General features: G+C 69.0%; 18 protein-coding genes, 1 tRNA gene and 1 pseudogene. 6 read left to right on the top strand and 14 right to left on the bottom strand.

The features are described from left to right. The first annotated feature begins 27 nt into the window (after window positions 1–27). The 4 genes from GIY23_RS06140 (at window position 28) to GIY23_RS06125 (ending at window position 4,282) form a co-directional block, all read left to right on the top strand. The gene (locus GIY23_RS06140) at window positions 28–996 is read left to right on the top strand and encodes a mechanosensitive ion channel family protein (protein WP_154075772.1); all 969 of its coding nucleotides are present in this window, start codon (window positions 28–30) and stop codon (window positions 994–996) included. A gap of 33 nt (window positions 997–1,029) precedes the next feature. Further along, entirely contained in the window at window positions 1,030–1,413 is a 384-nt protein-coding gene (locus tag GIY23_RS06135; protein ID WP_154075771.1) for a globin, read from the top strand. 18 nt (window positions 1,414–1,431) lie between these two features. Next, window positions 1,432–2,661 (top strand): alpha-amylase family glycosyl hydrolase, encoded by a 1,230-nt coding sequence (locus GIY23_RS06130; RefSeq protein WP_154075770.1) that lies wholly within the window; start codon window positions 1,432–1,434, stop codon window positions 2,659–2,661. A gap of 295 nt (window positions 2,662–2,956) precedes the next feature. Then, window positions 2,957–4,282, top strand: coding sequence for a heparan-alpha-glucosaminide N-acetyltransferase domain-containing protein (locus tag GIY23_RS06125; RefSeq protein WP_154075769.1), 1,326 nt, complete (start codon window positions 2,957–2,959; stop codon window positions 4,280–4,282). Window positions 4,283–4,411: 129 nt separating this feature from the next. Here the strand turns inward: GIY23_RS06125 and GIY23_RS06120 are convergent, their stop codons facing one another. The 6 genes from GIY23_RS06120 to GIY23_RS06095 all read right to left on the bottom strand — a co-directional run bounded on the left by GIY23_RS06120 (window position 4,412) and on the right by GIY23_RS06095 (window position 17,022). Beyond that, complete coding sequence (locus tag GIY23_RS06120) at window positions 4,412–5,053, bottom strand: hypothetical protein (protein WP_154075768.1); 642 nt, start codon at window positions 5,051–5,053, stop codon at window positions 4,412–4,414. Continuing rightward, entirely contained in the window at window positions 5,046–5,483 is a 438-nt protein-coding gene (locus GIY23_RS06115; RefSeq protein WP_154075767.1) for an acyl-CoA thioesterase, read from the bottom strand. Before GIY23_RS06115 ends, GIY23_RS06120 begins: the two co-directional genes overlap by 8 nt. Before the next feature lie 66 nt (window positions 5,484–5,549). Then, window positions 5,550–10,511 carry an NAD-glutamate dehydrogenase gene (locus GIY23_RS06110; RefSeq protein ID WP_154075766.1) on the bottom strand — a complete coding sequence of 1,654 codons (4,962 nt, stop codon included), beginning with the start codon at window positions 10,509–10,511 and terminating at the stop codon, window positions 5,550–5,552. Window positions 10,512–10,631: 120 nt separating this feature from the next. Further along, entirely contained in the window at window positions 10,632–13,280 is a 2,649-nt protein-coding gene (locus GIY23_RS06105; protein WP_154075765.1) for a hypothetical protein, read from the bottom strand. Window positions 13,281–13,293: 13 nt separating this feature from the next. Continuing rightward, window positions 13,294–14,970 (bottom strand): energy-dependent translational throttle protein EttA, encoded by a 1,677-nt coding sequence (gene ettA, locus GIY23_RS06100; RefSeq protein WP_154075764.1) that lies wholly within the window; start codon window positions 14,968–14,970, stop codon window positions 13,294–13,296. 48 nt (window positions 14,971–15,018) lie between these two features. After that, window positions 15,019–17,022, bottom strand: coding sequence for a cytochrome c oxidase assembly protein (locus GIY23_RS06095; protein ID WP_407646864.1), 2,004 nt, complete (start codon window positions 17,020–17,022; stop codon window positions 15,019–15,021). 130 nt (window positions 17,023–17,152) lie between these two features. On the opposite strand from GIY23_RS06095, the gene GIY23_RS06090 reads away from it, so the two are divergent. Next, window positions 17,153–17,731, top strand: a complete 579-nt coding sequence (locus GIY23_RS06090) for a DUF3558 domain-containing protein (RefSeq protein WP_228717572.1) — start codon at window positions 17,153–17,155, stop codon at window positions 17,729–17,731. Between the two features lie 4 nt (window positions 17,732–17,735). Here GIY23_RS06090 and GIY23_RS06085 read toward each other — a convergent pair. Next, window positions 17,736–18,424: pseudogene (locus GIY23_RS06085) on the bottom strand (lysophospholipid acyltransferase family protein). Window positions 18,425–18,652: 228 nt separating this feature from the next. On the opposite strand from GIY23_RS06085, the gene GIY23_RS06080 reads away from it, so the two are divergent. Beyond that, window positions 18,653–18,726 (top strand) — tRNA-Arg (locus GIY23_RS06080). A gap of 73 nt (window positions 18,727–18,799) precedes the next feature. On the opposite strand, the gene GIY23_RS06075 is transcribed toward GIY23_RS06080, so the two are convergent. The 7 genes from GIY23_RS06075 to GIY23_RS06045 all read right to left on the bottom strand — a co-directional run bounded on the left by GIY23_RS06075 (window position 18,800) and on the right by GIY23_RS06045 (window position 24,512). Next, entirely contained in the window at window positions 18,800–19,846 is a 1,047-nt protein-coding gene (locus GIY23_RS06075; RefSeq protein ID WP_187352044.1) for a tyrosine-type recombinase/integrase, read from the bottom strand. A 117-nt stretch (window positions 19,847–19,963) separates the two neighbouring features. Continuing rightward, window positions 19,964–20,146: a helix-turn-helix domain-containing protein gene (locus tag GIY23_RS06070; protein WP_154075761.1), complete on the bottom strand. Its 183-nt coding sequence runs from the start codon at window positions 20,144–20,146 to the stop codon at window positions 19,964–19,966. Continuing rightward, window positions 20,146–21,645 (bottom strand): replication initiator, encoded by a 1,500-nt coding sequence (locus GIY23_RS06065; protein WP_154075760.1) that lies wholly within the window; start codon window positions 21,643–21,645, stop codon window positions 20,146–20,148. Before GIY23_RS06065 ends, GIY23_RS06070 begins: the two co-directional genes overlap by 1 nt. Window positions 21,646–21,755: 110 nt before the next feature. Next, window positions 21,756–22,571, bottom strand: coding sequence for a DUF2637 domain-containing protein (locus GIY23_RS06060; protein ID WP_154075759.1), 816 nt, complete (start codon window positions 22,569–22,571; stop codon window positions 21,756–21,758). 16 nt (window positions 22,572–22,587) lie between these two features. Next, entirely contained in the window at window positions 22,588–22,773 is a 186-nt protein-coding gene (locus GIY23_RS06055; RefSeq protein WP_154075758.1) for a hypothetical protein, read from the bottom strand. A 3-nt stretch (window positions 22,774–22,776) separates the two neighbouring features. Beyond that, window positions 22,777–23,058, bottom strand: coding sequence for a hypothetical protein (locus GIY23_RS06050; protein WP_154075757.1), 282 nt, complete (start codon window positions 23,056–23,058; stop codon window positions 22,777–22,779). After that, entirely contained in the window at window positions 23,055–24,512 is a 1,458-nt protein-coding gene (locus GIY23_RS06045) for an FtsK/SpoIIIE domain-containing protein (RefSeq protein WP_154075756.1), read from the bottom strand. The genes GIY23_RS06050 and GIY23_RS06045 overlap by 4 nt, the downstream gene beginning before the upstream one ends. Window positions 24,513–24,592 lie beyond the last annotated feature (80 nt).

The following is a 24,592-nucleotide window of genomic DNA, read 5'->3' as shown; positions in this document are numbered from 1 at the left end:
ACACACCCCCGTGGAGACCCCCGATCCATGATTCCTCCGAGCCTGTCCCAGCCCAACTGCATCCAGGAGGAAGGCAGCTGGTGCGGCGCGGTCTACGATCTGACCAAGAGCGACTGGCTGGCCCGTTCCGCGGACCTGGTCATTGCGAAGCCGCTGAGCATCCTGACGACCCTCGTGGTCGCCTTCGCGATCCGCTGGTTCGTCCACCGCGCGATCACCAAGCTGACCCAGGGCAACGGATCTCCCCCGAAGGTCCTGCAGCCGTTGCGCGAGCGGAAGGGCGACGCCACCTCGCAGGCGATGCTGCAGGAGCGCCGGATGCAACGCGCCCGCACGATCGGCTCGGTGCTGAAGTCGATCACCTCGCTGGTCGTGTTCAGCCTCGCGGTGATGTACATCCTCAGCGACCTGGGCTTCGAACTCGGCCCGGTGCTCGCCTCCGCCGGTGTCGTCGGTGTGGCGGTCGCCTTCGGTGCGCAGAACCTCGTCCGGGACTTCCTGTCCGGGATGTTCATGATGGTCGAGGACCAGTACGGCGTGGGTGACTGGGTGGACGTCGGCGAGGCCAGCGGCACCGTCGAGGCGGTCGGGTTGCGGGTGACCACGCTCCGGGACCTCAACGGCACGGTCTGGTACGTCCGCAACGGCGAGATCGTGCGCGTCGGCAACTCCTCCCAGGGCTTCGCGACCGCCGTCGTCGACCTTCCGATCTCGCACACGAGCAACGTGGAGAAAGCCCTGGAAGTGGCCGCGCGGGTGGCAGGCGAAGCCACCGAACGCGAACCACTCGCCCAGGACGTGCTCGCGCCCCCCGAGATGCTGGGTGTCGACCAGATCACCGCGGACACGATCACCCTGCGGCTCACGGTGAAGGTGCGCCCCGGCAAGCAGTGGAGTGTGCAGCGCAGACTGCGGGTCGAGATCAAGCAGGCTTACGACGAAGAAGACATCAAGCCGCCGTACCCCGCAGGGCGCCCCATGCTGCCGACCGTGTGACACCGACGGGGCGGTCCGTGGAAGATGGGTCCTGTGACTTCCACGGACACCTTCTACGACCAGGTCGGCGGCGAGGCGACGTTCCATTTCATCGTGGCGCGGTTCTACGAGGAAGTGGCCAAGGACGAGCTGCTGCGGCCGCTGTACCCGGAGGAGGATCTCGGCCCGGCCGAGGAGCGGCTCCGGTTGTTCCTCATGCAGTACTGGGGAGGCCCGCACACCTACAGCGACCAGCGCGGGCACCCGCGGTTGCGGATGCGCCACGCACCGTTCAAGATCGGCCCGGCCGAGCGTGACGCCTGGCTGCGGTGCATGCGCATCGCGGTGGACGAGGCGAACCTGGATCCGGCGCATCGCGACCAGCTCTGGCAGTACCTGGAGATGGCGGCCAACAGCATGATCAACTCGTGGTTCTAGAGGGCTTGAGCTGAGTCGATGAACGAGCACCCGCCGGACGGGACCCGGCGCGCCTGGTGGCACGACACCGTGTTCTACCGGGTCGACCTGCGCCTGTTCGCCGACTCCGACGGCGACGGCGTCGGCGACCTCAACGGCATCCGGCATCGCCTCGGCTATCTGGAGCTGCTCGGTGTGGAGGCGCTCTGGCTGACCGGTGTGGTCTCGGAAGCCGTCGACGGTCGTGGACGCGGCATGCGGGTGGACCCGGTCGTGGGCGACCTGGCGTCGCTGCAACTGCTGGCGACCGAGGCCCACGAATCCGGGATGCGGCTCACGATCGACCTGCCGTTCGAGCGCGACCGGGTCGGCCCCGATGCGGCGGCCGGGTTCGCCGACGCCGTGCACTTCTGGCTGGGCAGCGATCTCGACGGGATCCGGGTCGGCACCCAGCCGGGCATGGGCGCGCCCGCGGACGCTGTGGTGCAGGAACTCGTCGACCTCCTCCGGCCGGTGTTCGACACCTACCCGAACCGTGGTGTCGGCGTGGTGATCGACGACTGGTTCGCCAACCATGGCCGGAGCGGCTCGTCGAACCTGGTGACCGACCTGCGTCTGGGGGACGTGAGCTTCGAGGCCGACGAGCTGCGCAAGACGATCGAGCGCGTGCTCGCCGATTCGCACGCGCTCGGCAGCCCGGCGGTGTGGGTGTCGGCGGGGCAAGCGTTGACCCGGCCTGTGACCCGCTACGGCGGCGGCGACCTGGGCCGCGACCGCGCACGCGCGATGGCACTGGTGAAGTGCGCGCTGCCGGGGATTCCGGGGCTCGACAACGGCGAAGAGCTGGCGCTGCCGGACGGAGTGATCCCGGGCCTGTCGGAAACGATCGTGCGCAGCCCGATGCCGTGGGAGGGCACCGAACCCCCGTTCGGTTTCTCCAGCGCGCCCGGTCATTGGGAGGCCACGACCCGCGAGTGGGCGGAGTTCACGGTCGAGACGCAGATGGAAACACCGGACTCGACGTTGTCGCTGTACCGGACCGCGCTGCAACTGCGCCGGGAGATCCCGGGATTCACCGACAACGACGACGTCGACTGGTACGGCGCTCCCTCGGGGTGCCTGGCGTTCCAGCGCGGCCGCGGTGGACCAGTGTGTGCGACGAACACGTCCACGACGACGGTTCCGTTGCCGCCCGGTGAGGTGTTGCTGTCGAGTCGGCCGTTGACGTCACGCGAGCTGCCTCCCGACACATCGGTATGGCTGCTGTGATGTTCGGGTCGCGCGGATCGGGCACTGGTCGGGCACCCTGCGCCAAGAGCTTCCGCCCGCGAAGTGATCTGCGTTGGTGGTTCCGCGGCGGCTCTGCGCAGCCAGCGAGACAACCGTCGGTGCACCGTTGCTGACCACAGCCCCGCTCCGCACCCTCTTGGCAGATCCATCCGCGCGCCTGTTCGCCGCTGTGTGATGTACGCCTCGCCTGAACCCCCTGCGGTGCGGGGTGTCGACCGGGGCTGGGTATCTTTCGGGGTATTCCGATTCCCCGAGTTTCCGGTTCGTGGACGCCATGACTGCTGTGCTGCCGGAGGCTGCGAGCACGCCTCGGACGCGACGGCTCGTCGGCCTGGACCTGGCCAGATTCCTCGCCATCGTCGGGATGCTCGGCGTCCATTTCGGAGTCCCGGTGGTCGACGGCCGTGCGGAACACGTGACCTTCTTCGCCTTTAGCGGCCGCTCGACGGCGTTGTTCACGGTGCTCGCAGGCGTGTCGTTGGCCTTGCTGTCCGGCCGGACGACACCACCGACCGGTGAGGCGCTGCGGGCGGCGCGGACGCGCATCGCGGTGCGCGGAGTGCTGCTCATCCTGTTGGGTGTCGCGCTGGCGAAGGCGACCGAGGCGACAGGGTTCCTGCTGACGGTCATCATCGCGTTCTACGGGCTGTACTTCCTGCTGTCCTTGCCGTTCGTGGGGATGCCGGCGCGTGGTCTGGCGATCGCGGCGGGAACGGTGCTCGTCCTGGGTCCGCAGTTGTCGTTCGTGCTGCGGAACTGGCTGGCCTCCGACGAGGCGTTGACGAACATGGTGGCCATGGTGAACTCGGTAGACCCGGGGCATCTCATCGCGCACCTCGGGCTCGTCGACATGATGCTGTACCGCTTCTACCCTGCCGCTTCGTACCTCGGACTGGTGCTCGCGGGCATGGCCATCGGACGGTGCGACCTGCGCGACCGGGTGGTGCGGCTGAAACTCGGACTCGGTGGAGTCGTCGTTGCGGTCGTCGCGTACGCGTCCTCGTCCCTGCTGGTCACGCTCGCGGGCGTGCGGCCGCAGTGGGGACCGGACGGGCTGATGCCGCCGGAGGGAACGGTCGCCGTCGGCCACGCTGACTGGCTGCTGGCCGCCACCCCGCACACCGGCAGCACGTTCGAGATGGTGGGCGGGCTCGGCGTGTGCATGGCGGTGCTTGCCGTGTGCCTCGAACTCGCGGACCACGCTGGGCGCGCGCTGAAGCCGTTCGCGCTCGCCGGTTCGATGGGCCTCACCCTCTACGCGCTGCACGCGATGGTGCTGGCGTGGCAGGTCGCCGTGGGCGGCTGGCCGCTCAGCGGCGTGTCACCCGAGTTGGCCGAGATCGCCGCGTTGGGTCCGGCCAGCGAAGGGATCGCGAACCTTCCCGCTTTCCCGGAGGACGGCTCGCAACCGACGGGTTTCGTGGCGTGGCTCAACGTCTACATGTCCGAGGTGTTCCTGGTGTTCTCGGTGCTGTTCGCGGTGCTGTGGCGCCGCCGGTTCGTCCGCGGGCCGCTCGAGGCGGCGGTGAGCGAGTCGGTGCGCTGGGTCTGCGAACTCCTCCCCCACCTCAAGCCCAAGAGCCTGCCCCGCGACGCCTGACGGGGCCCCCCGTGGTGCGAACGGCACTCTCACCCCGTCACACGAGGCGAGAGTGCCGTTCGCACCACTCCACCCCGTGAGGCGAACGGCACGTTCGCCTCGTGTGGTGAGGCGAGAGTGCCGTTCGCCTCACATCAGGAGGGGGAGGAGGGCGTGGCGGCGACGCACGACCGCGCCGAAGCGGGAGTCGAGCCGCAGCCACGCGTCGGTGGCGCTCACCCGCACGATCTCGTCCGGATCGGGCTGCTGCGGCAGGAACCCCATGCCCGAGAGCACGAACAGGCAGCGCAGCGGCACCGTCACCTCGTAACCCGAGCCGGAGACCGTGAACACCTCCTGATCCATCAGCGAGGCCGGCGGAGTGCCCTTCGGACCGACGTTCTCCTTCGCCACCCCGACGCCGTGTTCGGCCACTTCGGACACCACCGTGGCGGGGAGGTCGTCGACCCGCTTCCAGCCTTCCGCCGGCGGCAGCTGCGAACGCCACATCAGGTCCTTGGGCGGCCCCGGGTCCATCACCGGTCCACCGGCCACCGTCAACGTCGCGAGCAACTCACCGCCCGCCGAGGTGACGTCCGACGGTTCGACCTCGCCACCCACCACCCGGGTGCACAGCGCGTCGAACGGCGTCTGGGCCCACACGTCGAGCCGGTCCGTGCCGGGACGATTGCGCATCCGCACCACGGCCTGATCGTCGAGGCGCACCACCCGGGCGACGAAGGCGCCGAGATCGTCGCGCTCGACTGCGTCCGGCATCCGCAACTCAGCCACGCAGCGGCTCCGTGTTCGTCGTGGCGACCTGCCATTCCTGCAGGAACGCCCGCTCCGAGTCGTTGAGCCGACGCGGACGCCCCTCGGTCACGTCGTAGGGCACCATCAGCGTCTCCGCCGTGGCCACCGACGCCTCCGAGCCCGCGTGGGCCGTGTAGTCGACGATGAACGACGCGGCGCGCAGCTCCCGCACCGACATCGTCACCTGCAACGGACCCGCCGAATACACCACCGGCGAGTGGTAGTCGATCGCGACTCGGGCGACGACCATGCCGTCGGCCAAGCCACGGAGCCCGCGGCGGCCCGCCTCCTGGAACAGCAGGCACGCGCGTGCCTCTTCCAGGAGCGTGACCGTCCGCGCGTGGTTGACGTGTCCGTAGGCGTCCATGTCGGACCACCGAACCGGCACCTCGGCAACGTAAGCGCCCACCGACTTCCCTTCTGTTCGAACTCGACGGATCCGGCTGTCCGGCGCGACCGGACACCCGGTTCACCGTCAGCGCACCATGCTGCGCAGCTGGCGTGCCGCGACCGACAGGGTCGCGAGGTCCAGCCGCCCGGAGCGCTTGATTTCCTCCAATGCCGCGCGGGCACGGCCGAGCCGAGCCGCGTTCGCCTGCTCCCACGAGGCGATCTTGTTCTGCGGGCTTTCGCCCGGGTCCCCGGCGCGCAGCACGTCGACCGTGATCGCCCGCACCGACGCGTACAGGTCGTCGCGCAGCGCGAGCCGCGCCAACGAGTGCCACCGGTTGCCGCGTTCCAGCTCACCGACGGCCACCAGCAACCGCTCGATGTCGAGGTGTTCGGAGAGCTCGTAGTAGACCTCCGCCGCTTCCGCTGCGGTGTACTCGGCCGAGCTGCTGTCCCGCTCGGCGAGCTCGGCGACCTCGGTGATGTCGAGCAGGCAGAACGTGTCCAGCAACACCGCGACGCGTTCGGCCAGCGACTCCGGCACACCGTCGGCGACGAGCTTGTCCCGCTGTTCGGCCGCGGCCTGCGCCGCGCCGCCGCGCAGCATTCCGCGGATCGCGCCGGACAATTCCGCCACCACCGGCCGGAACCGGCTGATCTCCGCACCGATCGCCAACGGCTGCGGCCGGTTCGACAGCAACCACCGCGAGGCACGGTCGAGCAGCCGCCGCGTCTCCAGCACCATGAAGTCCGCGACGTCGCTGGCGATCACGCTGTCCAGAGCGTCGATCTCCCGCCACAGCGCAGGCAGGTCGTAGACGCCGGTGGCGACGAAGAACGCCCGCACCGCGTCGGTGGTCTCGGCGCTCATCTCCTCCGACAACCGGAACGCGTAGGAGACACCGGCGCCGTCGACGACCTCGTTCACCATCACCGTCGAGGTGATCTCCCGGCGCAGCGGGTGCGCCGGAATCGCCTCGGCGTAGCGCTGACGCAACGGGGTCGGGAAGTAGTCCCGCACCTTCGAGGCGAACGCGTCCGCGTCAGGCAGCCCCGAGGCGAGTACGTCGTCCTTGAGCGAAAGCTTCACGTGCGCCAACAGGGTCGCCAATTCCGGAGAAGTGAGCCCCTCGCCCGCCTTGTCCCGTTCCTTGACCTGCTTCGGCGTCGGTAGCGCCTCCAGTTCCCTGTCCACGCCCCGGTTGCGTTCCAGCGCCGTGATCTGCCGGGCGTGCACCGACAGCATCGGCGCGGCGTGCGCCCGGGAGACACCGAGCACGGCGTTCTGCCGGTAGTTGTCCGCGAGCACCAGATCCGACACTTCGTCGGTCATCTCGGCGAGCAATGCGTTGCGCTGCTCGCCGCCGAGCCGGCCCTGCGCGACCAATTGGTCCAGCATCACCTTGATGTTGACCTCGTGGTCCGAGCAGTCCACCCCGGCCGAGTTGTCCAGCGCGTCGGTGTTGACCTTGCCGCCGTTCTGGGCGAACTCGATGCGCCCGAGGCTGGTGAGTCCGAGATTGCCGCCCTCACCCACGACCGTGCACCGCAGCTGGTCACCGTCCACCCGGACCGAGTCGTTCGCCTTGTCCCCGACGTCGGCGTGCGACTCGGTGCTGGCCTTCACGTAGGTGCCGATGCCGCCGTTCCACAGCAGATCCGCCGGGGCAAGCATGATGTGCTTGATCAGCTCCGGCGGCGAGAGCTGCTGGACGTCCTCGTCGATGCCCAACGCCGCACGGATCTGCGGGTTCAGCGGGATCGATTTCAGCGACCTCGGCCAGATTCCGCCGCCCTCACTGATCATCGAACGGTCGTAGTCGTCCCATGTGGATCGTGGCAGGTCGAAGAGCCGCCGGCGCTCGGCGAACGAACTCGCCGCGACCGGGTCCGGGTCGATGAACACGTGCATGTGGTTGAACGCGGCGACCAGCCGGATGTGTTCGGAGAGCAGCATGCCGTTGCCGAAGACGTCACCGGCCATGTCCCCGACACCCACGACGGTGAACTCCTGGCTCTGGGTGTCCACGTCGAGTTCGCGGAAGTGCCGCTTGACGCTCTCCCACGCGCCCTTCGCGGTGATGCCCATCGCCTTGTGGTCGTAGCCGACGGACCCGCCCGAGGCGAACGCGTCACCGAGCCAGAATCCGTACGACTCGGCGACTTCGTTGGCGATGTCGGAGAAACTCGCGGTGCCCTTGTCGGCCGCCACCACCAGGTAGCTGTCGTCGCCGTCGTGGCGCACCACGTCTCTGGCCGGTGCGACCCCATCGCCTGCGAGGTTGTCGGTGAGGTCGAGCAACCCGGAGATGAAGCTGCGGTAGCACGCGATCCCTTCGGCCAGGTTCGCTTCCCGGTCCGCGCCCGGATCCCCGGTCGGCAGCGGCGGGCGCTTCACCACGAAGCCGCCCTTCGCCCCGACCGGCACGATCACGGCGTTCTTCACCGCCTGCGCCTTGACCAGACCGAGGATTTCGGTGCGGAAGTCCTCGCGACGATCCGACCAGCGCAAGCCACCCCGGGCGACGGAGCCGAATCGCAGGTGCACACCCTCGACGCGGGGCGAGTAGACGAAGATCTCGAACTGCGGGCGCGGTTCCGGCAGCCCGGGGATCGCCTGCGGTTCCAGCTTGAACGCCAGGAACGAGCGCAGGTTCCCCTGCCCGTCGGCGACGAAGTAGTTCGTCCGCAGCGTCGCCTGGATCAGGTTCAGGTAGCCGCGCAGGATCCGGTCCGCGTCGAGGCCGGTGACCTCGTCGATGAGCCGGGTGGCTTCGGCGACCAGACCGTCCTGTTGGGACTCACGCGTCGCGTCGTCCACCGACGGGTCGAAGCGCACCTGGAACAGCCGCATCAACGCGACCGCCGTGGTGCTGTGCGAGAGGATCACGTTCTCGATGTAGTCCTGCCCGTAGGCGGTGCCGACCTGACGCAGATACTTCGCGTACCCGCGCAGCACCGACACCTCGCGCCAGCTCAACCCGGCGCGCAGGACGAGCGCGTTGAACCGGTCGACCTCGGCCTGCCCCCGCCACGCGGCGCGGAAGGCCTCCTCGAACCGTTCCCGCAGCGAGTCGAGACGCTCCGGCCCCGCCGCGTCGAGCAGCCCCGGTTCGAGCCGCAGCCCGAAGTCGAAGATCCAGCATCGGGTGCCGTTCTCGCGCATCACCTCGTACGGCCGCTCGTCGACGACCTCGACGCCCATGCTCTGCAACACCGGCAGGACCTGCGAGAGCGTGACCCGTTGTTCGACGTACATCTTGAACCGGCGTTCACCCGGCTCGGGGTCCTTCGGGAGGTAGAAGGACATCGCGAGATCGCCGGGCTCGGCCAGCGAATGCAGGCGGCCCAGGTCCACCAGGCCCTCGCTCGCGTCGAAATCCTCTTTGTACGCCTCGGGGAACGACGCCGAGTAGCGCTGCGCGACCTCGTTGAGCGCCTCCGAGACACCCATCCGGTGCCCGTTGCGTGCCCGATCCTGGTCGACCTGGTCGAGCATCTCGTCGTCCCAGGTGCGGATGGCACGCTCCAGCCGCTCCTGGATCCGGCGCGGATCCGGTTCGCCCGAACGGTCGGGGTCGGTGTGGACCATGAAGTGCACCCGAGCGAGTGTCGACTCGCCGACCCGGGTGCTGTATTCGAGGCTGGACCCGCTGAGCTCGTCGAGCAGCACCTCCTGCATCGCCAGCCGCGAACTCGTCGTGTACCGGTCGCGCGGCAGGTACACCAGGCACGAGAAGAACCGGCCGAACGGGTCGCGCCGGATGAAGGGCTTGAGTTTGCGACGCTCGGCGAGTGCGAGCACCCCGGTGATCGTCTGCTGCAGCGTGTCGATGTCGGTGGAGAACAGTTCGGTGCGCGGGTAGTTCTGGATCTCCTCCAGCATCCGCTGCCCTGAGTAGGACTCCATCGGGAAGCCCGCGCGGTGGATGACCTCACGCACCCCGCGTTCGATCACCGGGATGTCGAGCACGTTCTCGTGCAGCGCGGTGGTGGTGAACAGGCCGAGGAACCGATGTTCGCCGGTGACCTCGCCGTTGTCGTCGAAGGTCTTCACGCCCACGTAGTACGGGTGGATCGCTCGGTGCACAGTGGACGGAGCACTGCCCTGGGTGAGCACGAGCAGGTCCTTCGACAACGCGTTGGCCGCCGTGTCCGGACCCGCAGTCAGGCTGCGCGCGGCGAGACTGTCGCTGCGCAGGACCCCGAGCCCCGAGGCCAGCACCGCACGCAGCGCGGGGGTGCCGTCGTCGTCGCGGACGAGTTCGTTGTGCCGGTAGCCCAGGAACGTGAAATGCCCGTCGGCGAGCCAGCGCAGCAGCCCCGCACCGTCGGCCGCGTGTCCCTGGTCCACCGATGACGGCGGGTTCTCCTCCAGCGACTCGGCGAGGCCGCGCGCGGTGCTGATCATCCGCTCGGTGTCCTCGACGACCTCCCGCACGTCGTTGAGCACGGTGCCCAGACCCTGTTCGAGCGTGCGCGCCCGCTCGGGGTCGGTGACCTGGTCCACCTCGACGTACATCCACGACTCCGCCAGCGCGTCGGCGGGCGGCGACGACGGGTCGGCGTCGGCGAGCACCTCGAGCAGTTCACCCGCGACGTCGCGGCGCACCACGATGATCGGGTGAATGATGCGTCGCACCTGCGCACCGTCCCGGCCGAGCTCGGCGATCACCGAGTCCACCAGGTACGGCATGTCGTCGACCACCGTCTGCACGACCGTCGCCCCGCACTGCCAGCCGTCCTCGGCCCGGCTCGGGTTGAAGATCTTCACCACCGGTCTGCCGGAGGCGCGGTGGCGGGCGAGCTCACGATGCGACCGCAGCGCCCCCACGAGGTCGTTCGGGTCGTCGTCGGCGAGTTCCTCGGCGGGAACGTGGCGGTAATACTTGTGCAACAGGTCCGAGAGTTCCGGCGCCGACTCCGCGGCCCGGTCCAGCAGTTTGTCCCTGGCCTGCTCCGGGTCGTCGTGCGCAGCGGTGATCGCGGTCTCCCGCTGGGCTCGCCGGGTCACTTCGGTCTCCACCTGTCCGGGATTCGAGGTCATCTTCAGGCAGCTCCACGCTTCACGGCACCTCGTTGTGCCAAGACGCATCCACCCTAGAGCCTGCGCACGTCCCCGTGGGCGAGCGGCCGGGAGCGGCGCCACTCGAAGGCCCCCACGACCTCACCGGACGCGAGGTGTCCAGGTGTGCTGGTCGGAACCGCCGTGCCGGTGTCGTGCCCGCGTGTCCCGGCCTTCCTCCCTGTCGGCTGACCTGCGCGGACCACCCCGGACCGACACGGTGCCGGTCTCGGATCCGAGCGTGATTCCGGACACATCGCCGCCGGTACGCCCACCCGAGTCCGTTCCGGTGGGGCGTTCTTCGGCGACGGGCTCGCCGCGCCGCCCGGTCTCGTAGGCCATGAGGGCCTCGGTGAGCAGGTCCGCGAGTCCGGCGCGGGAATGCTTGGCCGAACCGACAGCGCGCAGCGCGCGCTCCGCAGGAGCGTCCCCCTCGGCGCTCGCCGCGACGGAATCGCCGCTCGGCTCGGGCTCTGGCGGTTCGTGGAGCGTCGGCTCGGACCCCGTCGACCCGGTGCCCAGGACCTCGAGCTCGGTCGGCGCGTCCCCGATGGGCTCGTGGCCCGTCGGCTCGGGCAGCACGGCTTCACGCGCTGTCGGCTCCTCGTCGGGTTCGGCGCGCCTGCGGCGGCCACCGGTACCGGGGACAGGCGCCTCGGGAGCCCCACGGAGGCCCGCCCGGATCTCGGCGAGCGACTTGCCGCGCGAACGCCGCCCCTCACCAGCCTGGTCATCCGGGCCAGGCTCGGCCAGGGCGGCCGGAAAGGCGCCGGTTCCGTCCGTACTCGCCGCCGACGGAAACGCCTCGAACGAGCCCGTCCCCAGGGGCGCCGGGTCCTCGACGCGCGTCGGCTCCGACTCGCCGCCGGGGTTCTCCGATGCCGGAGCCGAATCCGGGACGGCCGGGTCGGCCGGTGGCGTGGCGATCACCGGCATGATCGCGGTGACCTCGGCTCGCTCCGCCGGTCCGTCGAGTTCTCGCTCGGGCTCGAACCCCGCCCTCCGCTCGTCCGGGACGGGTTCCTCGTCCGGTTCAACGTCCGGTTCGGCCACTCGCCTGCTACCGGTGAACGACGGGACGGCAGCGCCGGCGTCCACCGGGAACCCGAACATCGAGGCCAGCACACCCGGTGCCCGGCCGGACAACACGTTCCGCTCAGGCTCACGCTCGGACTGCTCAGGCCGGGCCCTGTCGAGCGACGCACCGCCGGAGGGCGCGGGCTCGGACTCGGCGCGCTCGCCGGCAGACTCCTCAGCCAGCGTGGCGAGGATGTGCTCGGCGAAGGACGAGAACGCCGTCGGCTCGTCACCGGCCGACCGCACCTGCTCGTCCTCGGATCGTCCGTCGGACGTCTCGCCGACCCCGTGACCCGGCGTGTCCTCGACCGCTGTCGAGAGGTCGTCAACGAGCACCGGTTCCGGCCCACCGAACATCCGGTCCTCGACCGTCACCGCCCAGTCCGGTCCCGCCGGTACCTCGTCGTGAGGATCGCCGATCAGGTCCGCAGCGACCTCGGAGGAGGCCGCAGTGCCGCTGAGCGTCTCCATGAGTCGCCGCGCCGCATCGCGTGCGCTCTCCTGCTCGGGCAGCGACCGTTGCGGGGAGAAGGCGGGGGCGGACTCGCCCGGAGGCGCCTCGGGCTCGGCCACCGGTTCGCGCCTGTCTTGCTGCGGTACGACGGTGGGCGCCGGAATCCGCGGGAACTCTTCGAGGACGCGCACCCGCGCCGTGTGCGCGGCGGTCCGCCACCGGCGCTCGATTCCGTACGCGTCGCGCAGGCATCGCAGCGCCGTTTCGTACTCGGCGGTGCGCTCGTAGACCTGCGAGAGGACGCTCAACGACTCCGCGTGCACCTCACCGCAGTGGTGTCGCTCGGCATCCGTCGACGACTCGGCGAGCAACCGGAGAGCGGCGTCGTGGTCACCGGCCGGAAGGTGCACCCGTGTCGCGATCGCCAGTCTCAACCAGCCCACCGACTTCGCCGATGCCGCACGCACCGGCCGGTTGAGGACTTCGTCGGCCGCGGCGAGCGCGGCTTCGTGCCGACCGAGATCCAGCAACCCGTGGACCCGCTCCAACACGAGCAGCGAACGCACCTCGCCGCTGTCGGCCTCCGGGTCGGGCATCGCGGCCAGCAACTCCAGGCCCGCCTCCGCGGCGGTCACCGCCTCCGAGGCCGCACCCTCCCGACGTGTGTGCCCAGCGCGGACAGCGGACACCCGCGCTCGAAGCAGCATGGCCGTGTCCTCGTCGAGCTCCGGCGCCGCCGAGTACAGCCGTTCGGCCTCGGCACACGCCTCGGCGCGCTCAGTGCTCCGGCTGTCCGGCGGTAGCGCGGCACTCATCTCGACGAGCGCGTGGGCGCGAATCGACGGCTCGATCCGGTCCTGCGCGAGGACCGGCTCGAGCACCCGCAGCGCGGTGTGCGCGCTTCCCGCGACCCGGGCGCAGCACGCCAGCTCGATCCGCAGCTCCGGCAAGGACTCGTGCGGCACGCCCGCCCGGCCCTCGGCGGCGTCGTGCGTGGCCGCGATCGCCCGCTCGGTCACCGCGATCGACCGTCCCAGCCGGTTCGAGGCGAACACGGCCAGCGTCTCCGCCCGCAACCGCAACGAGCGGTCACCGGCGAGCCGCGCCTGCGCGGTCAACCGGTCGCCGAGAAGCAAGGTCAGCTCGGGGACCCGCCAGCGCATCCGGCGGGCCGGATTCAGCAGATCGTCCTCCGCCCGGCCCGGGCCCGAACCGTGCACGGCACCTCCCCGCTCAGCCTCGCGTCAGCTTGCGATGCGTGACGCGATGCGGACGAGCCGCTTCGGCACCCAGGCGTTCGATCTTGTTCTGCTCGTAGCCCTCGAAGTTGCCCTCGAACCAGAACCACTTCGCCGGGTTCTCGTCGGTGCCCTCCCACGCGAGGATGTGCGTGGCCACACGGTCCAGGAACCACCTGTCGTGCGAGATCACCACGGCGCAGCCCGGGAAGTTCTCCAACGCGTTCTCCAGCGAACTCAGCGTCTCGACGTCGAGGTCGTTGGTGGGCTCGTCCAGCAGGATCAGGTTGCCGCCCTCCTTGAGCGTCAACGCCAGGTTGAGCCGGTTGCGCTCACCGCCGGAGAGCACTCCGGCAGGTTTCTGCTGGTCGGCGCCCTTGAAACCGAAGGCGCTCACGTAGGCACGGGAGGGCATCTCGACCTGGCCGACCTTGATGTGGTCGAGCTCGTCGGAGACGACCTGCCACACGTTCTTGTTCGGGTCGATGCTCGCCCGGTTCTGGTCGACGTAGGAGAGCCTGACGGTGTCGCCGACCTTCACGGTGCCCGAGTCGGGCTCCTCCAGACCGACGATCGTCTTGAACAGCGTCGTCTTACCCACACCGTTCGGGCCGATGACGCCGACGATGCCGTTGCGCGGCAGGCTGAACGACAGGTCGTCGATGAGAACCGTGTCGCCGAAGCCCTTGCGCAGGTTCTCGACCTCGACGACCGTGTTGCCCAGGCGGGGGCCCGGCGGGATCTGAATCTCCTCGAAGTCGAGCTTGCGGGTCTTCTCCGCCTCGGCCGCCATCTCTTCGTAGCGGTCGAGGCGCGACCGCGACTTCGTCTGGCGCGCCTTGGCGTTGGAGCGCACCCACTCCAGCTCGTCCTTGAGGCGCTTCTGCAGCTTCTGGTCGCGCTTGCCCTGCACCGCGAGCCGTTCCTGCTTCTTCTCCAGGTAGGTGGAGTAGTTGCCCTCGTACGGGTAGGTGCGGCCACGGTCGAGCTCGAGGATCCAGCCCGCGACGTTGTCCAGGAAATACCTGTCGTGTGTGACGGCCAGGACGGCGCCCTCGTAGTTGGCGAGGAACTGCTCCAGCCACAGCACGCTCTCGGCGTCGAGGTGGTTCGTGGGCTCGTCGAGCAGCAGCAGGTCGGGCTTGCTCAGCAGCAGCTTGCACAGCGCCACCCGGCGCTTCTCACCACCGGAGAGGTTCTTGACCTCGGCCTCCGGCGGCGGGCAGCGCAGCGCGTCCATCGCCTGCTCGAGCTGGGAGTCGATCTCCCAGGCGTCGGCGTGGTCGAGCTCCTCCTGGAGCTTGCCCATCTCCTCCATCAGCTCGTCGGTGTAGTCCGTGGCGAGCTGTTCGGCGATCGCGTTGAAGCGGTGCAGCTTCTCGACGATCTCGCCGACGCCTTCCTCGACGTTGCCGAGGACGGTCTTGTTCTCGTTCAGCGGGGGTTCCTGCTGCATGATCCCGACGGTGTAGCCGGGCGAGAGGAAGGCCTCACCGTTGTCCGCGTGTTCGAGTCCGGCCATGATCTTGAGCACGGTCGACTTGCCGGCGCCGTTCGGGCCGACCACGCCGATCTTGGCGCCGGGGTAGAACTGGATCGTGGCGTCATCAAGGATGACCTTGTCCCCGTGCGCCTTGCGCACCTTCTTCATGGTGTAGATGAACTCGGCCATACGCTCAATCGTAGTGGCGAGTCAGTGTCGGCTTCGCACCGCCCGGGGTCACGACGACGAGCGGCCGGAGTCTTTGTCCGCGAGCTGCTGCAGCATCGCGTTGTAGGCGCTGAGATCGGCGTCGCCGTCGGCGTCGGCCTTGCGGTCGATCCGGCGTGCCTGACGTGCGTCGGCGCGCGACCACTGGATGAGCAGCGCGAGCATCACCACGACGAGCGGCACCTCGCCGGAAGCCCAGGCCAGGCCGCCGCCGAGCCGCTGGTCGGCGAGCAGGTCGGTCATGAACGGCAGGGCCAGCGACTGGTAGAAGTTCTGCCCGATCACGGTGTTGGACATCATCAACGCGATGCCGAAGAACGCGTGGAACGGCATCGAGACGAACACCAGACCGACCTTCGCCAGTGGCTGCAGCGGCCGCGGCGCCGGGTCGACCCCGATGACCGGCCAGTAGAAGACGTAGCCGACGAGCAGGAAGTGCGCGTTCATCGCCAGGTGCGCCCAATGCTGCGGCAGAGCGGCGTCGAACAGGCCGGAGAAATACAGCGCGTAGAAGGAGCCGACGAACAGCGCCAGGGCGACGAACGGGTTCGTCAGGAACCGCGTCACCGGGGAGTGCAGGAACGCGACGAGCCACTCGCGCGCCCCGTCGGGCGCATCTTTTCCGGACGCGGGCAGCGCCCGCAACGCCAGCGACGTGGGACCGCCGAGCACGAGCAACACCGGCGCCAGCATCGACAGCAGCATGTGCTGTCCCATGTGGACACTGAACATGGCGGGCGCGTACACGCCGACGCCCATGCTGGTGGCGAAGAAGATCGTGGCACAGCCGCACAGCCACGCGAGGGTGCGCCCGACGGGCCACTGGTCGCCTCGTTGCGACAGCCGCCGCACCCCCGCTAGGTACAGCCCTGCGAGGACCAGCGCGAGCGTGCCGAAGATCAGGTCGAACCGGAAGTCGAACAGCAGCCGGGCGGCGGTGGGCGCGAACTCGACCGGATAGCCGATGAGCAGCTCGGTGCGCCCCGGCGGGGGCCCGAGCTCGGCCGGTGGCGGCGTTCGGCTCAGCGCGACCGCGACGCCGAAGGTGGCGAACATGGTGAGCAACTCGACCGCACCGAGCTGCATCAGCGATCGCGCGCCGCCGTCGGCGATGCGCCGCACCGCCCGCTGCCGCTGGAGGTAGCCGAACACGCCGAGCACGACCACGGCCGCGGTCTTCACGAGCACCAGCGCCCCGTAGGTCGTGGTGAACACCTGCGTCAACGGGACGCGCACCAGCGCGTTGAGGATCCCGGACAACGCGAGCGCGCCCCAGCACACCAGCGCGACCGCCGAGTACCGGCGCGCGACGAGACCGAGGTGGGCTCCTCCGCGCGCGGCGTGGGCGAGTAGCGCGACGAGTCCGCCGACCCACAGCGTCGCCGAGTACAGGTGGATGAGCAGGCTGTTCGTCGCGAGATCGTGGGCACCACCGCTCGCGGAGTGACCGCTGGCGATCATCGGCATCAGGCCGCCGAGCGCGAGCGCGAACAGCGTCACCGTCCAGCCCCACGACAGCACGAGGCGGCAGCCGACGAAGACGAGCGCGGCGACCAGCGCGGTCAACGTCCAGCTCTGGACCTCGGCGATGGCACCGAACAGGCCGAAGAACACCTCGGCACTGAGCACCTCAGTGACCGGGCGACCGGAGGCGTCGGCCGCGGTGAACGGCGCCAGCGACGCGGCGGCCACCGCCCACACGAGCGCGGCCCACCCGGCGGTGCGCACGGCCGCGTACCCGTCGGCGGCGAGCGCGCCGGACCGCTGCGCGGGAATGCCGAACGCGGCCAGCAGCAGGGAGCCGATACTGACGACGGCACCCGCCTCGGTCAGCAACCGGGCAACGGACAGCCCGTACTTCGTGAACGTGCCCGGGTCGGGCAGACCGTAGAGGCTGTAGACGTCGCTGGCAGACAAGGCCGTAAGCGCCACGGCGACGAACGCGGCCAGCAGCACGGCCGTGACGACGAGAACTCCGACGGTGTTCGATCCGGAGCGATGCCTGCGGGTGATGGTCTCCCCCGCCGATTCCGATGCCACGAACCGAGCGTAACCGCAGGTGCGGACGTACCCACCAGGAGGCGTGCCTCCGGGCGGTGATCACACGTGCGCGACGACACAGGCGGCTACTACTGTGCTCGTCGTGCGCCCGGTCCGTCGTCTTCTCGCCCCGCTGGCCGCGGTCGCGCTCGGCCTGTCCGGGTGCGGCACGCAGATCGCGGGCCATCCGGAACCCGCCGCCGGTTTCGGGGCACCCGACGAGACCGCGGCGTCGGCCACGTCGAACGCGAGCCCGGTGCCGCCGCCGACGATTCCGCAGCCTCGCGGAACCGACATCGACCCGTGCGTCCTTTTCGCACCCGAGGACCTCACCGCCGTGGGCGAGCCGGTCGGCCCACCGCGACCGGACGATCCCGGGCCCGGCATCTGCACGCACGGCCTGCGGTTCGAGCAGAACGCGGCAGCCGCCGGTTTCGGCGTGCCGTTCGCCGAGGCCGCGGCTCGTCAGCCGGGCGGGACCGCCACCGCGATCGAGGGGCACTCGACGTGGCTGTACTGCGAGAAGCGGGAGGTCTACCAGACGTGCGCAGCGACGACAGCCGTGCGTGAGGACAGCACACTGGTGACGTTGCTCTCGCTGCACGGGGCCAGCGCCGCCGACACCGCCGAAGCACTGCACGGCCTCACCGGAGCCGCGCTGCGCAAGCTCCCGCCCGGCTGAGTGTTCACTCGGGGCGAGCGCGGTCCATCTCGGCTGCTTCCGCCGGTGTCGGTGCCGTGCCGCCGAGGTGTGCGGGAAGCCACCAGCGGTCGTCCGCGTCGGCGGGCGAGGCCGGGTACTCGGCCTGCGCCGAGTCGAGCAGCTTCTGCATCTCGCCGCGCAGCTGCCCTGTCGCCTCGTCGACGGCCTCGGTGTCCGGGGTGATCGGGGCGCCCGCGTGGATGGAGATCGGCACGTGACGCTGGGTGAGGTTCTTCGGCCGCCCCTTCGTCCACAGGCGCTGGGTGCCCCAGATCGCCATCGGCACGATCGGCACCCCGGCCTCGGCAGCCATCCGCACCGAACCGGACTTCAAGTCCTTCACGGTGAACGAACGACTGATCGTCGCTTCCGGGAACACCCCCACGACCTCACCGTCACGCAGGCGCCGGACGGCCTCGTCGTAGGACGCCTTCCCGAGTTGCGATCGACCGGGATGTGCCGCATACCCCGCATCAGCGGACCGGACACGCGGTGCGAAAACACCTCCTGCTTGGCCATGAACCGCACGAGCCGCTTCGCGGGCTGCGCGCCGAGACCGCAGAAGATGAAATCGAGGTAGCTCTGATGCGTGCAGGCGATCACCGCCCCGCCCCCGCGCGGAATGTGCTCGGCGCCCCGGACGTCGAGTTTCAGGTCCAGCACTCGGAACATCGCCTTGCAGGCGAGGATCACGGGCGGGTAGACGAGTTCAGCCATGCCGGAGAGGCTACTCAACCGTAGGTTCGGTCCCGGCTGCCTCCCACGCTCACCCACGGAGCTGTCGATCAGCTTGCCGTTCGATACCGGCTCGACAACGGCCACAACGCAGACACGACCACGCGGCGGGCCTAGGATTACCCTTGCTTGCTGCACGTCGACGATGCCCGCCGGGGTGCACCGGCCCTCGTAGCTCAGCAGGACAGAGCAAGAGACTTCTAATCTCTAGGTCGCAGGTTCGAACCCTGCCGGGGGCACAAAACACCAGGTCACAGCAATGGGGGTTGATCTAGCTTAAGATCAACCCCCATCTTTCCCCCACCTTTGCGCTCAGCCCTCCGGCTCGATATCCGCGAGCGCGTCGGCAGCCGAGCTTCCCACCGACTTGCGGTTCATGTAGACGTCCTGCGTCATGCTCACCTGCTCATGGCCGAGGTAATCAGCGATCTCCCGGGCGGATAGCCCCGCCTCGTCCAGCCTCGTGGCGACCAGATGTCGAAACGCGTGCGGGTGCAGGCCCATCCATGATGTCGCCGCTACCGCCTTACGTAGCATCTTCCTCGTGTTGTCCGGGTCACGAAGTCGCCCATTCGCGGCCGGGAAGACCCACTCGGTCGTCGCCTCATGGCTACGGCGAACGAGTGTCTTGGCGGCCCACTTCGGTATCTGTACAGTCCGCATTCCCGCTGACGACTTCGTGTGCGACTGGACTTTGAGGCCGACACCCTTCTCACGGATAACCGTGCCCTCGATGGCGAGGGTCGCCCGTCCGGCATCGAACTTCGACCAGTCCAGCGCAAGAAGCTCGCCGATGCGGCAGCCGAGCGCCGAGAGCATGTCCACCAGGTCCGGCAAGTCCTGTCGTTCGTAGCGGCTGGCATCACACGAGGTGCGGAGATGTCGCCGCAATCCAACGAGTTCTTCGCTGGTCAGCACCATCTTGTCTCCGGGCCCCTTGCCGGTGTCCCTGGCAGGGGTTCCGATCACCACTTCTCGCATCGGATTGCTGTCCAGCGCGTCGTGGCGGACTGCCAGGCCAAGGACCCCGCTCAGAACAACCTTTGCGTGCTTCGCGCTGCCAGTGCCCGCAGTGTCGCGAATGCTGCGAAGTACCCGCGTCGCAACCGAGACGGTCACCTCGAAAACGCGGAGATCCGCCACAGCAGCAGACAGATCACGTTCCCAAGCTTCCTGATACGTCCGCTTCGTGCGGTACGCCTTCGAGGACTCGTCGAGCTCGCGAAGCCATAACGTTGCCACTGCCGCCATGCGCGTGTTCCTCGTGACTTCATCACCCACAACAGCGCGTTCACGATCACGAAGTGCAGCACGCAAGGTGTCCCGCGCTTTGGTTTTGCTCGATCCGACGCGCTCCACGGGCCGAACTTTGCCGTCATAGTCGCGATACAACGTCCGAGCCCTATACTTCTTGCCTGCTATCAGGTAGCACCGAATCTCACCGTGCGTTCCGAGCGGCAATGATGGTCGTCCCATTCAGATCACCCCTTCGGCGAGTTCGTCGAACCAGGCTTCGACGTCGTCGGGCTTGTAGCGGACGTGTTTGCCGACGCGGCGCCCGGGAGGACCGCCGCCACGGGTGCGCCATTGGTAGACGGTGCCGACCGGCACACCGAGGTAGTCGGCGACGTCGGTGGGTGCCCAGAGGTTGCGGATCATCAGTCTCTCCTTTCGGTGTGGTGGCGGTGTTTGCGTGTTTGGCGGTGGTTGTCGGCGATGGCGGCGGCGAGTTCGCGTTCGTCGTCGTCGCGGTGGCCGACGCTGGTCATGTCCCAGTGGTTGACCACGAGCACCGAGTCCGGGTCCTCGATCCCGAGAGCGTCGAGTGCGGCCTCGTGACGGAACACCGACCGCGCCTCGCGAAGGTTCTTAAAGGTCACCGAGTAGTGGCGGGACTTGGACAGGAAGTGCCCGCGGAAGGCGAGCATGTGGGCCCAGCGGCGGAGTTTGAGCGAGTCGATCGGGTCGACCGCATCCGGCTCGATCTGCCCGAGATACTGCGCACTCGTGGTGCGGGAGACGAGTCCGCCCCCGCTGCAGGTCTCGCAGTGGCCCGGATCGCAGCCGCACCCTTCGTCTTGGTGTTCGCCGTGCGGGTGGCAAGCCGGACACGCCACCGGGGCGGCGAGGGTCCAGGCGGTGTGGATGATCCGCCGATGATGCTGCGAAACCTGCAATCGGTCGATGTGGGCTTCCGAGCGGATGGGGCGGTCGGTGGCTTCGGATTTGCCGGTGCCCTTGGTGGCGTACTTGGCCACGTAGCTCGCGAGGCGGTCGTCGGTGATCACGCCGTGTTCGTCCTCGAAGTGGGAGGCGTTGGCGGGTTTGATCGGGCGCACGTCGATCTGGGCACCCCAGGCCAGGTCCCAGCGGTGCCCGTTGACGTCGGGGGAGGTGAGGCGGCTGGTGGCGTGGGCGGCGTGGACCGCGTCGGTCAGGACTTCGGTGGAGCCCCATGAGGGGGTGGAGTCGACGGCGCCGTCGGGTCCGTCGAGGCGGATGACGGCGTGGAAGTGGATCAGCCCGCGTCGTTGGTATTCGGCGACCTTCGCGAACGACACCCGGGCGTGCTTCGAGAAGTCGCGGACGGTGATCCCGGCGGCGCGGGCAAGGTGCCGCGCCAGGTAGGTGCGGAACCGGCTCCACAAGTCTCCGGCGTGGGCTTGCCAGAGCACGTGGCCGGTGTAGTCGTAGGTCTCGGGGTCGAGGGGTTGGCCGAGGGCGGGGTCATGTTCGTGATGCCACCGCCCACACGCACACGGGCGGTGTTTGCCGGTGCGGGTGGTGGGGCGGTTGTGGACCGGGCCGAACGACGGCGCGGTCAGCGTCACGAACAATCGGGGCTTGTCGCTGACGGCCTCCGGAATGCCCTTGGTGCCGCCGGAGAGTCCGGCGCGCAGGAGGTGGAAGGCGTCGGCGGCGTAGCGGTCGGAACACGCGACGCAGACGCTCTCGCGGCGGTTGCCGCAGGGGGCCATGACCTGTCCCCGGTGGGCGGAGAGCACGTCTCCGCTGTGCTTGTCGGTGATGAAGTGGTGGCCGCTCATGCGCACGGGGTGGGTGCATCCTCCGGTGCGTTCGACCTGTTCGCGCCAGGTGCGGTAGTCGGCCGCTTGCAGGCGGCGGGTCATGCGGTCGACGGTGGGCGTCGGCGCCATTCGGGGTCACCTCCAGTGGCGGAAGGCGGCGGAGGCGCCGAACCCCGGGTGGCTCGACACATCCGCCGAGCCAGTAGTTGGGGATTCAGTTGTGGTGGTGCCCCACCGGGTTAGCTGGTGAGGGCGTGTCCGTTGCGGGTGTGCAGATCCGTGGCGATTCGCTCGGCCATGGCCTCGGGGACCTTGACCACGGCCCGCACGTCAGCGGCGGTGAACTCCCGGCCCGCCTGTGTGGCTTCGTGGTGGGCGTGGCGGATGGCCTCGACCATGTCCGCCGGGAGTTTCACTCCGGATGGGGCTGCCGGTGCTGCCGGGGCCACTGGGGGTGTCGGTGTCGTGGAGGCCGCCTCGGTCGTGGCTGGTGACGCGGCAAGTCCGGCGAGTTCGGCCACCGGGATTCCGGTGATCTGCTGGCGAAATGCGGATGCGGTGCCGGTGCGGTCGACCAGCCACCGTAGGGCCAACAGGCCGGGGCGCAGCCGGAATGCCTGGCGTCCGTGGCGGGCTTCGTAGTCTGCCCGAAGTTCGCCGAGTACGACGTCGAAGACGGCGACCGCTGCCACGGGCAGCCCGGCCGCGACGAGGCGGGTGTCGGGTGTGGGTTGGTGGATCCAGTTGATCCACGCCGACACAGCGGTGAAGGCCCACATCAAGGCGCGGCCGCGTGCTGCCGAGCGACCATGGATGGCCGACCGATAGGTCATCAGGGTGCAGGCGAACGCCGCCCCATCGAAGGTCGCAGGCAGCAGCCAGGCGGTCCAGAACCCGAACCCGGCCATCGCGTGCTGTCCGTAGGCATGGAGCCCGACGAACGAGGCAGCCCAGCCCATCACCGCCGCGAAAGCGACGATCAGCAGCGAGACCGGCGCCAACCAGCGATGCGCCCGACTCGGCTTCAGGTCCTCGCTGTCCTGGTCGGTGTCCATGGTGTTCACCTCCCTTCTAGTCGAAGCGGACCAGGGCTTTGATGCCCTGGATTAACAGGGCGAGGGCGATGCCGAGCAGGATCGCCGGGGTGGGGCCGAAGACCAGGTAGACGATCCCGATTGCGGCGATCACGGCGAGGATCACGGCGAGGAAAACGGCGAAGCCTTTGCCGGTGAAGGTGATGTGCAACAACGGCTGCATGAGTCAGCTCCCTTCGGTGAGGTGGTCAAGGTCGGTGGCGGTGGCCCACCGCCAGGTCGGGCACACCCGCGCATGCAGCCGCCCCATGGGTTTCTCGGTGTTCAACCGGAGTGCGGCCTTGGCGTGCAGGTAGAACGGCTGCTCGGGGTAGCGGGTGTCGACCACGAGGCGGCAGAGTTCTTCGCGGTGGTCGGCGGTCTGCGACCACACGGCCCCGGTATGCCGGTCCACCGTGGGAGCCGCATACCCGCCGTGCGGGGCGGGTCGAGTGAGTGCGGTGGTCATGCGATGTCCTCCTGATCGTCGTCGTCGGCGTCGATGAACTCGATGTCCTCGATCTCGTCGGCGTCCTCGTCGTCGGTGGGTTTGGTGGTGCGGGTCAGCGGGGTGACGGTGGCTGGTGCGGCGAAGGCGGGTCCGTCGGCGCAGAAGGCGACGAGTTCGGTGATGTCGTCGTCGTCGGTGAAGGCGGCCCGCACCCGGCGGGGTTCACGTTTGCCCTCGTGTTTGAGGTAGGCGATGCCGGGCATGTAGCCGGGGATTTGGTCGGCGAAGGCGCCTCGGTCGCGGACTCCTTCGCCGAGGCACATGTCCACATACGAGGATTCGTCCAACCGCAGGGCGATCTTGGTGGGGAACAGGCCGCGCATGGGCACGTTGTCCTTGGTGGGTTCCTGCACCGCACCGAGCACCCGGCCCAGCACCGCCCGATACTGCGTCAACGCCTTACTGAGCAGGGGTTCGAATTCGCGGCTGATGTCGCGGTCGGCGTATTCGGTCATCGCCGCCAACTCGTCGCAAATCAGGATCTCCATGGGGTTCTCCGCCGAGACCGTCAGCTTGCGCACCCCGGCCGTTCCGAGGCGTTTCTTGCGGGCGTCCATGTGGGCCACGTACTCGCGGGTCAGGGCGACCCCGTCGTGGTCGGTGTCGGCGTAGCGGTGAAACATCGCTTGGCCTTGGCCGAACTCCATGCCGCCCTTGGGGTCGATGACCCACAGCCGCACCAGGCCCTCGCGGATCAGCGGGGCGAGTTGGCGCAGCGTGCCCCACAGGAACGAGCCCTTGCCCGCGCCGGTGGCCCCGCCGAAGAGGTGGTGGATCCCGTCGATGAGGTTCAGGTTCAGGTCCTGGCCGTACTCATCGACCCCGATCGGCAGTGTCGCCAGGTCGACCTCGTCAACGCTCTCCGGCAGTGCCGGTAGCGGCACGGACAGGGTGTCGAAAGGTTCGTGGCGTTGGAAATCCAGCGCGAGTACGCCGGGTTTGAGCTGGCGCACCGTCGCCCGCCTGCACCGGTAAGCATCCGCCAGCCGGTCCAGCACCGCCTCGTAGTCCGCAGCGGTCTGCGACTTCACCATCCGCACCCGCACCGTGTCCCAGCACCAGGTACTGCGCACCGACAGCACCTTCGGCACCTGGCTGGTGCCCTTCTGGCTCGTCTGGATCAGGCCGCAGGCGAACAGGATGCGGTGCCACTGGCGTTGATACACCGCCCACCGGCGCCACCACGCCCGCACCAACCTGCCCGCCAGCCGATCAAACGACGGGCGGTCCAGCACCCGCCACGACACCCCAGCCACCACGGTCGCGGCCGCGCCGATCAACAGGGCCTGATACCCGACGAACCACACCCCCGCGCCGGTGGCTAGGGCGGTGGCGTCAATCCGGGGGTGCCGCGCCAGCCATCCGGCGGTGGCCCGGACCGGACTCGTGTTCGTTTCGCGTTGCTTGCCCATGGTGTATCTGCTCCCTCATGTGTGATCTCGACACACGACGAGGCGCCGCACCCCGTGTGTGAGGGGTGCGGCGCCTCGCC

It is taken from the genome of Allosaccharopolyspora coralli (genome assembly GCF_009664835.1).
Classification (GTDB): domain Bacteria; phylum Actinomycetota; class Actinomycetes; order Mycobacteriales; family Pseudonocardiaceae; genus Allosaccharopolyspora; species Allosaccharopolyspora coralli.
The sequence above is the reverse complement of the archived record's forward strand: the minus strand, read 5'-3'. Positions and strand labels throughout refer to the sequence as shown.

Bases quoted from the DNA above. Each gene is read 5' to 3' on its own strand.
- GIY23_RS06050 (WP_154075757.1), bottom strand. From the start codon at position 23,058: ATGACCACCGCACTCACTCGACCCGCCCCGCACGGCGGGTATGCGGCT.
- GIY23_RS06060 (WP_154075759.1), bottom strand. From the start codon at position 22,571: ATGGACACCGACCAGGACAGCGAGGACCTGAAGCCGAGTCGGGCGCAT.
- GIY23_RS06125 (WP_154075769.1), top strand. From the start codon at position 2,957: ATGACTGCTGTGCTGCCGGAGGCTGCGAGCACGCCTCGGACGCGACGG.
- GIY23_RS06055 (WP_154075758.1), bottom strand. From the start codon at position 22,773: ATGCAGCCGTTGTTGCACATCACCTTCACCGGCAAAGGCTTCGCCGTT.
- GIY23_RS06070 (WP_154075761.1), bottom strand. From the start codon at position 20,146: ATGATCCGCAACCTCTGGGCACCCACCGACGTCGCCGACTACCTCGGT.
- ettA (WP_154075764.1), bottom strand. From the start codon at position 14,970: ATGGCCGAGTTCATCTACACCATGAAGAAGGTGCGCAAGGCGCACGGG.
- GIY23_RS06140 (WP_154075772.1), top strand. From the start codon at position 28: ATGATTCCTCCGAGCCTGTCCCAGCCCAACTGCATCCAGGAGGAAGGC.
- GIY23_RS06065 (WP_154075760.1), bottom strand. From the start codon at position 21,645: ATGGCGCCGACGCCCACCGTCGACCGCATGACCCGCCGCCTGCAAGCG.
- GIY23_RS06110 (WP_154075766.1), bottom strand. From the start codon at position 10,511: ATGACCTCGAATCCCGGACAGGTGGAGACCGAAGTGACCCGGCGAGCC.
- GIY23_RS06130 (WP_154075770.1), top strand. From the start codon at position 1,432: ATGAACGAGCACCCGCCGGACGGGACCCGGCGCGCCTGGTGGCACGAC.
- GIY23_RS06045 (WP_154075756.1), bottom strand. From the start codon at position 24,512: ATGGGCAAGCAACGCGAAACGAACACGAGTCCGGTCCGGGCCACCGCC.